Source organism: Providencia sp. 2023EL-00965 (assembly GCF_033550225.1).
Lineage (GTDB): Bacteria > Pseudomonadota > Gammaproteobacteria > Enterobacterales > Enterobacteriaceae > Providencia > Providencia manganoxydans.
Genome location: NZ_JAWUEH010000016.1, coordinates 110,865 through 118,862, shown reverse-complemented (window position 1 = coordinate 118,862; position 7,998 = coordinate 110,865). Strand labels below are relative to the sequence as shown.

The 7,998-nt window shown below is 41.8% G+C and carries 5 protein-coding genes; all 5 read left to right on the top strand.

Translation table 11 applies throughout. The annotated features are described in order from the left end of the window. The first annotated feature begins 147 nt into the window (after positions 1-147). Positions 148-519, top strand: a complete 372-nt coding sequence (locus SC428_RS18260; RefSeq protein WP_318709478.1) for a hypothetical protein — start codon at positions 148-150, stop codon at positions 517-519. A 231-nt stretch (positions 520-750) separates the two neighbouring features. After that, positions 751-1,320: a hypothetical protein gene (locus SC428_RS18255; protein WP_318709475.1), complete on the top strand. Its 570-nt coding sequence runs from the start codon at positions 751-753 to the stop codon at positions 1,318-1,320. 177 nt (positions 1,321-1,497) lie between these two features. Then, positions 1,498-3,102: a type I restriction-modification system subunit M gene (locus tag SC428_RS18250; RefSeq protein ID WP_318709473.1), complete on the top strand. Its 1,605-nt coding sequence runs from the start codon at positions 1,498-1,500 to the stop codon at positions 3,100-3,102. Further along, positions 3,092-4,567, top strand: coding sequence for a restriction endonuclease subunit S (locus SC428_RS18245; RefSeq protein WP_318709472.1), 1,476 nt, complete (start codon positions 3,092-3,094; stop codon positions 4,565-4,567). The genes SC428_RS18250 and SC428_RS18245 overlap by 11 nt, the downstream gene beginning before the upstream one ends. A gap of 119 nt (positions 4,568-4,686) precedes the next feature. Then, complete coding sequence (locus SC428_RS18240; protein WP_318709470.1) at positions 4,687-7,965, top strand: type I restriction endonuclease subunit R; 3,279 nt, start codon at positions 4,687-4,689, stop codon at positions 7,963-7,965. Positions 7,966-7,998 lie beyond the last annotated feature (33 nt).

The window sequence follows — 7,998 nt, the reverse complement described above, 5'->3', positions numbered from 1 at the left end:
TGTGGTTTTGGCAACAAGATTATAACCTTAACCGAACCCATGAAAGTTTAAATCACCTCCCACCGGAGGTATATCGTAAACAGTTAGAAAATTCTAGTTTGGTGTGTCTCAATTAATGGGAAGTGGACAGATGTATTAGACAACTTTTTGACTGAAATTGCTGAATTATCGGTGCAGCCTGCTTTGCGAGCTAAAGCATATCGTTGCTTATTTGAAAGCAAATTTGTTTGGGCTGAAGGATGTGAATTCAAATGGATAGACAAAAGGTATGGCATACGGCAACGAATTCCTGTTTTAAGGGAAAGAAGAATAGAGACTAAAATTCCTTTTATTGAGTATTTAAAAATGGCGGCAATTGATCGTTCTCCTATGGTTCGCCGTATTGCTGGAGAAATGCTAATCAAACAGTTAGAAAATATAGGAGATGATGCGTTTAAACTAGCGCAATTGCTGGCATCCGATAAAACAGCAGCAGTAGCAGAACGAGGCCTGTTTGCATTGAAAGATTTAGCTAAGTAGATATAAATATATAATCTTGTATGAGACGGTGGGTATTGTTGTTCTTTAACATATTAATAAATATATTAACTGCTATCATACTCGTTCATAAACCTATACACGAATACCATTTTATTTCAGAATATTTAGAGCTTAGAAAAATGATTTCATTATTTTCACAGAAGGTTATGGCAATAAATACGTAGCTAGTCTGAACGATAATTAATTTAGGGACATAAACTAAGGTTTTTCATGGAATATCAATTCAAGTCATACAGTAAAGGTAGTAAGAAAAAATCCTTACCTACTTACATTTTTGTGATCCTTTACGGCTCTTGGTTGGCTTATCTATTTTTGTCGTTTTATTTAGGCGACAATATTGTGTTATTTGAATGGTTTCCTAAATGGACGATTATTATTGTTTTTGCTATTTTTACAGGGATTATTGGGGGAATATGGCACCCCTTCTTTCGCCCATCAAAGTATGTAATCATTGATTATTATTGGGGCGCCTTCCTTGGACTTATGCTCATCTTTCCAACATTTAATGTGCTTGCTTATTTATCATTAGACCAAACAATTCAATACCAAACAGAATATGACATCGTATCGCCAGGGCCTCCGCGCCTTAAATCCCCTCGATGTGAATATGGTATACAGATAAAAGAAATCTATACAAAGGAATGGGTTTTATGGTGCATTAGCGATCCGAAATCGAAAACTAAGGAAAATACGGGAACCGTGTGGGTAACAACAAAAACGGGGCCTATTGGCGCATACATTGTTGATTATCAGTTTTCTCCTCCTAACTCTAAGCAATGAGTATTGGGCTATATAGGTTGATATAATTTTAGCTTTCGCCGCCCAAACCCACCTGATTCTATGCGATAATCTTACCTAAACCTATTTTGTATACATTATCGGCAGTTAGCGTAAAAATAACCGACACTAACTCAGCGCTTGCCGATAATAACGGATAAGAAAAGAGAATCTATCGACATGGCTAAATCACTCGCGAAAAAACCAACCAAAGGCTTCGAAGAAACCCTTTGGGATACCGCTAATCAACTGCGTGGTAGCGTTGAATCCTCCGAATATAAGCATGTGGTACTCAGTTTGGTGTTCCTGAAATTTATCAGTGACAAATTCGAAGCCAAGCGTAGCGAATTAATCAAAAATGGTCAGGAAGCCTTTGTTGATATGGATGTTTTCTATCAACAAGATAACGTTTTCTTTTTGCCGCAACAGTCCCGCTGGTCTTATGTTCAAGAACGTGCGAAACAAGACGATATCGCAGTGATTATTGATACGGCGTTGTCTACCATCGAAAAAAGCAACTCGTCACTGACAGGTGCTTTACCCGATAACTATTTCTCACGCCAAGGGCTTGAGCCGAAAAGGCTCGCCTCACTTATCGACAGCATTGAAAACATCGATACTCTTGCCACCGAATGTGGGCTAGGGGAAGAGGATCTAGTCGGTCGCGTTTACGAGTATTTTTTAGGGCGCTTTGCCGCCAGCGAAGGTAAAGGTGGAGGCGAGTTCTATACCCCGAAATCAGTCGTTACCCTACTTGCTGAAATGCTCGAACCTTACCAAGGTAAAGTGTATGACCCGTGCTGTGGCTCGGGCGGTATGTTTGTGCAGTCGTTGAGGTTTGTGGAAAGCCACCAAGGGAAAAGCAAAGATATTGCAATTTATGGGCAGGAACTGACTAGCACCACCTATAAACTGGCCAAAATGAACTTGGCGGTGAGAGGGCTAACGGGCAACTTAGGGGAACGCCCAGCGGATACCTTTTTTGCCGACCAGCACCCTGATTTGAAAGCCGACTTCATTATGGCGAACCCACCGTTTAACTTAAAAGATTGGCGTAATGAAGCGGAGCTAACCAATGACCCGCGTTTTGCCGGTTTCCGAACTCCGCCAACGGGCAACGCTAACTATGCGTGGATCTTGCACATGTTATCTAAGCTCAGTGAAGACGGTGTTGCGGGCTTTGTGTTAGCCAACGGTTCGATGAGTTCGAATACCAGCGGTGAGGGCGAAATTCGCCAAAAGCTGGTTGAAGATGATCGCATTGAGTGCATGATTGCTTTGCCCGGTCAGTTATTTTTTACTACGCAAATCCCCGTTTGTTTGTGGTTTATCAGTAAAAGTAAACAAGCGAGTGCCAAATATGGTTACCGTGACCGTCAAGGAGAAACCTTGTTTATCGATGCGCGTAATATTGGCACGATGATCAGCCGTACCCAAAAAGAGCTCACAGCGGAAGATATCGCCACTATCGCAGACACTTTCCACGCATGGCGCAGTAGCGAAAGCGAATTGAAACGCCGTATTGCCGCCAAAGAAATTGGGATTGAGCAGTATCAAGATAGGGCGGGTTTTTGCAAGGTAGCTAGTTTAGATGATATCAAGGCCAATGATTTTGTACTAACGCCCGGGCGTTATGTCGGCGCTGCACAAGTTGAAGATGATGGGGTGGCATTTGAAACCAAGATGCAAGAGCTAACCCAAACCCTTTATCGCCAGATGGATGAAGCGGCTGAGTTAGATAAAGCGATCCGTAAAAATATGGAGGTGTTGGGTTATGGGGAGTAAGTGGCCTTTAGTCAAACTGGGGGAGTACTGTTGCAAAATTGGTAGTGGGGCTACTCCTAAGGGGGGGAGCAGTGTTTATTTGGATGCTGGTGATGTTTGCCTTATTCGTAGCCAAAATATTTATAATGACGGGTTCGAGGAAGGTGGACTGGTTTATATAGATGAGGTTGCTGCCGCTAAGCTTAGAAATGTAATTGTTGAACATAATGATATTCTGCTTAATATCACTGGTGACTCAGTAGCCCGCGTATGTTTGGTTCCAGATGCTTATTTACCTGCTCGTGTAAATCAGCATGTAGCAATAATTCGACCTAATAAGGAGCACTTTGATGCTAGATTTTTACGCTATTTCTTAGCTAGCCCCAAAACCCAGATATTGCTGCTAAATCTGTCGAGCGCAGGGGCAACAAGAAATGCGTTAACAAAAAGTATGATTGAGAATTTTGAAGTTCCAAAACCACCTCTTAGTGTTCAGGTTTTCATTGCAAATATACTTCAAAGCTTAGATGACAAAATAATGAAGAATCGTCAAATCAACCAAACTCTAGAGCAAATGGCGCAAACGCTATTTAAATCGTGGTTTGTGGACTTTGACCCTGTTATCGATAATGCACTGGATGCTGGCTTTTTTGCTCAAAACTTAGCCTTTTCTGATGAATTACGGCATCGAGTTGAATTGCGTAAAGCTGTACGAGAAAGTGATAATTTTAAACCATTATCAGAGGATATTCGTCAGTTATTTCCTGATGCTTTTGAAGAATATGCAGAGCCTGTATTAGGGCTTGGGGGATGGTTACCGAAAGGGTGGCGTTATGATTGCTTTGGTGAATTACTTTCAAGCACAATTGGAGGAGATTGGGGGAAAGATGCACAAGATGAAAAACATACAGTGCAATCGCGTATTGTTCGTGGTACGGACATACCTGATTTGAGTAATGGTCAATTAAGTGATGCACCATTACGGTGGGTAGAGCCAAAGAAATTAAAATCTCGGCAAATTGAGGTTGGTGATATTATCATCGAAGTATCGGGTGGTAGTCCTACACAGTCAACTGGTCGTTCGCTCTTTATAACTCAGTTGATGCTAGAGCGTTTAGGTGGTGTCGTTGAACCAGCAAGTTTTTGTCGTCGATTTGAGCCTAAGTCATATACATTAGGAGTGTTAGCTTCAATACATTTGAAAAAAATCTATTCTGATGGAAAAATGTGGGAATATCAGAATCAAAGTACGGGGATAGCTAACTTTCAGACCAAATTTTTCTTAGATGCTGAACAAGTATTAATACCATCTAATGAAGTTCTTGATACATTTACTAAAATAGTTCGGCCATTTATAGAAAAAAGCCAAAATAATGAACAAATAGAGTTAACCAACCTCCGAGACACTCTCCTCCCCAAATTAATCTCCGGCGAGCTGTCTCTTAGTGATATAAATACAGACATTCCAGAAGAAACCTTAATCTAATTTATTCGACCGCTTCACATTTTTCTTATTGTGAGGCGGTTTTTGTTATCGAATCAATTAAACTATCTTAATTAAAAAATCGATAAAACAATTTATAAAACAAATAAGAAACCACTGACATGAGCCATATCTTCACTGAAGCCAAACTGGAACAGGCGATAATTGAACTGCTAGGACAACATGCAAACAATACAGGGAAAACCTGCTATCCGCATTATCTTGGCAATACAATCCCACGCAAAGACAATAGCGACGTGTTGATAGTGGATGACTTACGTCAGTACCTTGCAAGGCAATATCAGGCGGATGGTATCACTGACAGTGAGATCACTACGATTATTCAGCAACTGCAAGCCTTGCCTGCCAGTGACCTCTATCAAAGCAACAAAACCTTTTGCCATTGGCTCAGTAACGGTTTCTTACTCAAGCGTGAAGACCGAAACCAAAAAGACCTGTATATCGAACTGATCGATACCCAAACCTTGCCAAACCAATTAGCGAAATTATTTGCAGGGGAAGTCGAGCTATCTGAGGCCGATAATAACCGCTATCGGCTAGTGAACCAATTTGAAATAGAAGGCCAAGCCCGAGACGGCGGGGTACAGCTGCGCATTCCTGATGCCATTTTATACGTCAATGGGCTACCGCTGGTGGTCTTCGAATTCAAATCGGCGGTGCGTGGGGAAGAGGCCACGCTATTTGATGCATGGACACAGCTTTGCGTGCGTTACCGTCGCGATATTCCGAAGCTGTTTGTTTATAACGCCTTGTGTATTCTCAGCGATGGCGTGAATAACAAAATGGGTAATTTATTCGCTCCTTATGAATTCTACTATGCATGGCGCAAAATCAACGGCAACGAATCAACGGAAAAACAAGGCATTAACGGCTTGTACACCTTGATTGAAGGATTATTTCATCCCGTTCGGCTATTGGACGTACTGAAAAACTTTGTTTTTTTCCCGGATATCAGTAAGCACGAAGTGAAAGTGTGTTGCCGCTATCCGCAGTATTATGCGGCCCGTAAGCTGTATTTCAACATCGAGAAAGAACGTAAACAAATTAGCGCAGGTGGTGAAAATATCGGCGGCAGTGGTAAAGGGGGCACCTACTTTGGCGCGACAGGCTGTGGTAAAAGCTACACCATGCAGTTTTTAGCTCGCTTATTGATGAAAAGCGTCGATTTTGCCAGCCCGACCATTATTTTAATTACTGACCGTACCGACCTTGATGAACAACTCGCCAAACAGTTTTGCAATGCAAAAGCTTTTATTGGCGATGAAATTATTGTGCCCGTCACCAGTCGCCAAGACTTGCGTGACAAGTTAGCAGGGCGTGCTAGTGGTGGGGTATTCCTCACCACGATTCATAAATTTACCGAAGACATTCAACTGCTTTCTGAGCGCAGTAATATTATCTGTATCTCAGATGAAGCTCACCGTAGCCAAATAAATCTCGACCAAAAAATCACTATCAACCAAGAAGACGGCACGGTTAAAAAGGTCTACGGCTTTGCCAAATATCTGCATGATTCACTGCCTAATGCCACTTATGTCGGCTTTACGGGGACGCCTATCGACGCCACCTTAGATGTCTTCGGGGAAACTATTGATAGCTATACCATGACCGAATCGGTGAATGATGAAATTACTGTGCGCATTGTGTACGAAGGGCGTGCGGCTAAAATCGCCCTTGATAACAGCAAATTGGAAGAAATCGAACGCTATTATCAAGAATGTGAAGCCCAAGGTACTAGCGAATATCAGATAGAAGAAAGCAAAAAAGCCACAGCGAATATGAACTCCATTTTAGGAGATCCTGACCGTATTGATGCGCTAGCGAAGGATTTTGCTCAACATTATGAAAAACGTGTAGAAGAAGGCTCTACCATCAAAGGCAAGGCAATGGTGGTTTGCGCTAGCCGTGACATTGCTTATGCGTTTTATCAGAGCCTGAGATTACAACGGCCTGAGTGGTTTGAAGCGAAACAGGCAATTGACGGTATGGAACTCACTGAGCAAGAGAAAAGCGAGTTAATGCGTTTGCCAATGGTTAACATGGTGATGACCCGTGGGAAAGATGACCATGAGGCGATGTATAATCTGTTGGGAACGAAAGACTACCGCCGAGAGTTAGATAAACAGTTTAAGAACCCGAAATCCAACTTCAAAATCGCTATCGTGGTAGACATGTGGCTGACTGGTTTTGACGTACCAGAGTTGGATTCTATCTATATCGACAAGCCGCTGCAAAAGCATAACCTTATTCAAACTATTTCCCGAGTCAATCGCCGTTTTGAAGGGAAAGAAAAAGGACTAGTTGTTGATTATATTGGTATTAAAAGCCGTATGAACATGGCGCTAGCCATGTATTCGAAAGCGGATAAGTCTAACTTCGAAGATGTTCAGCAATCCATTGTTGAAGTCCGTAACCACCTAAATTTGCTTTCACAGGTATTTCATCAATTCGATAGTCGTGATTACTTTTCAGGTTCGCCAACACTGCAATTAGACTGTCTTAATAGAGCGGCTGAGTTTGTCCTGCAAACTAAGAAAGTTGAACTGCGCTTTATGGGCTTAGTGAAGCGATTGAAAGCCGCTTATGATGTGTGTGTGGGCAGTGAAGATATCACCCAAGATGAACGTGAACATATCCATTTTTATTTGGCCGTACGCTCTATTGTCTATAAATTAACCAAAGGTGATGCCCCAGATACGGCGCAAATGAACCAAAAAGTACGCGAAATGATAGCAGAAGCCCTCAAAGCCGAAGGGGTAGAAGAGATCTTTACTTTGGGAGATGATAAAGCCGAAACCATCGATATTTTTGATGATGAATACATGGCGCGTATCAATAAAATCAAGTTGCCGAACACCAAAATGCAACTGCTGCAAAAGATGCTGCAAAAAGCCATTAGTGATTTCCAAAAGATCAATCAACTCCAAGGGATCAACTTCTCAAAGCGTTTTCAAGCCTTAGTCGAGCAATATAACCAACGAAAAGAAAATGATGTGCTCAATGGCGAAGAGTTCGACGATTTCACCGAACAAATGGCAACGATGATTTGTGACATCAAAGCCGAAATGATGTCATTTAAAGACATTGGTATCGATATGGAAGAGAAAGCCTTCCTCGATATTTTGTTGCATATGTGCCAGAAATACGATTTCACCTACGATGACGACAAAATGCTGGCGCTTGCAAAGGATATGAAGCTGATTGTAGATGACAGTACACAATACCCTGACTGGAGCAACCGAGAGGATATCAAGGCCAAATTAAAAGTTGATCTTATTTTATTATTGCACCGTTATGGTTTCCCTCCAGTGGCGAATGACGAGGTCTATAAAAGTGTGCTGGAACAAGCTGAGAACTTTAAGAAATATCAGTTGGTGTGATTGGTAATCGCTGAAATATCGAAGGTTACTCTA

What these genes read in the sequence shown, in the direction of transcription:
- SC428_RS18250 (WP_318709473.1), top strand. Translation starts at nt 1,498, where the DNA reads ATGGCTAAATCACTCGCGAAAAAACCAACCAAAGGCTTCGAAGAAACC.
- SC428_RS18255 (WP_318709475.1), top strand. Translation starts at nt 751, where the DNA reads ATGGAATATCAATTCAAGTCATACAGTAAAGGTAGTAAGAAAAAATCC.
- SC428_RS18240 (WP_318709470.1), top strand. Translation starts at nt 4,687, where the DNA reads ATGAGCCATATCTTCACTGAAGCCAAACTGGAACAGGCGATAATTGAA.
- SC428_RS18245 (WP_318709472.1), top strand. Translation starts at nt 3,092, where the DNA reads ATGGGGAGTAAGTGGCCTTTAGTCAAACTGGGGGAGTACTGTTGCAAA.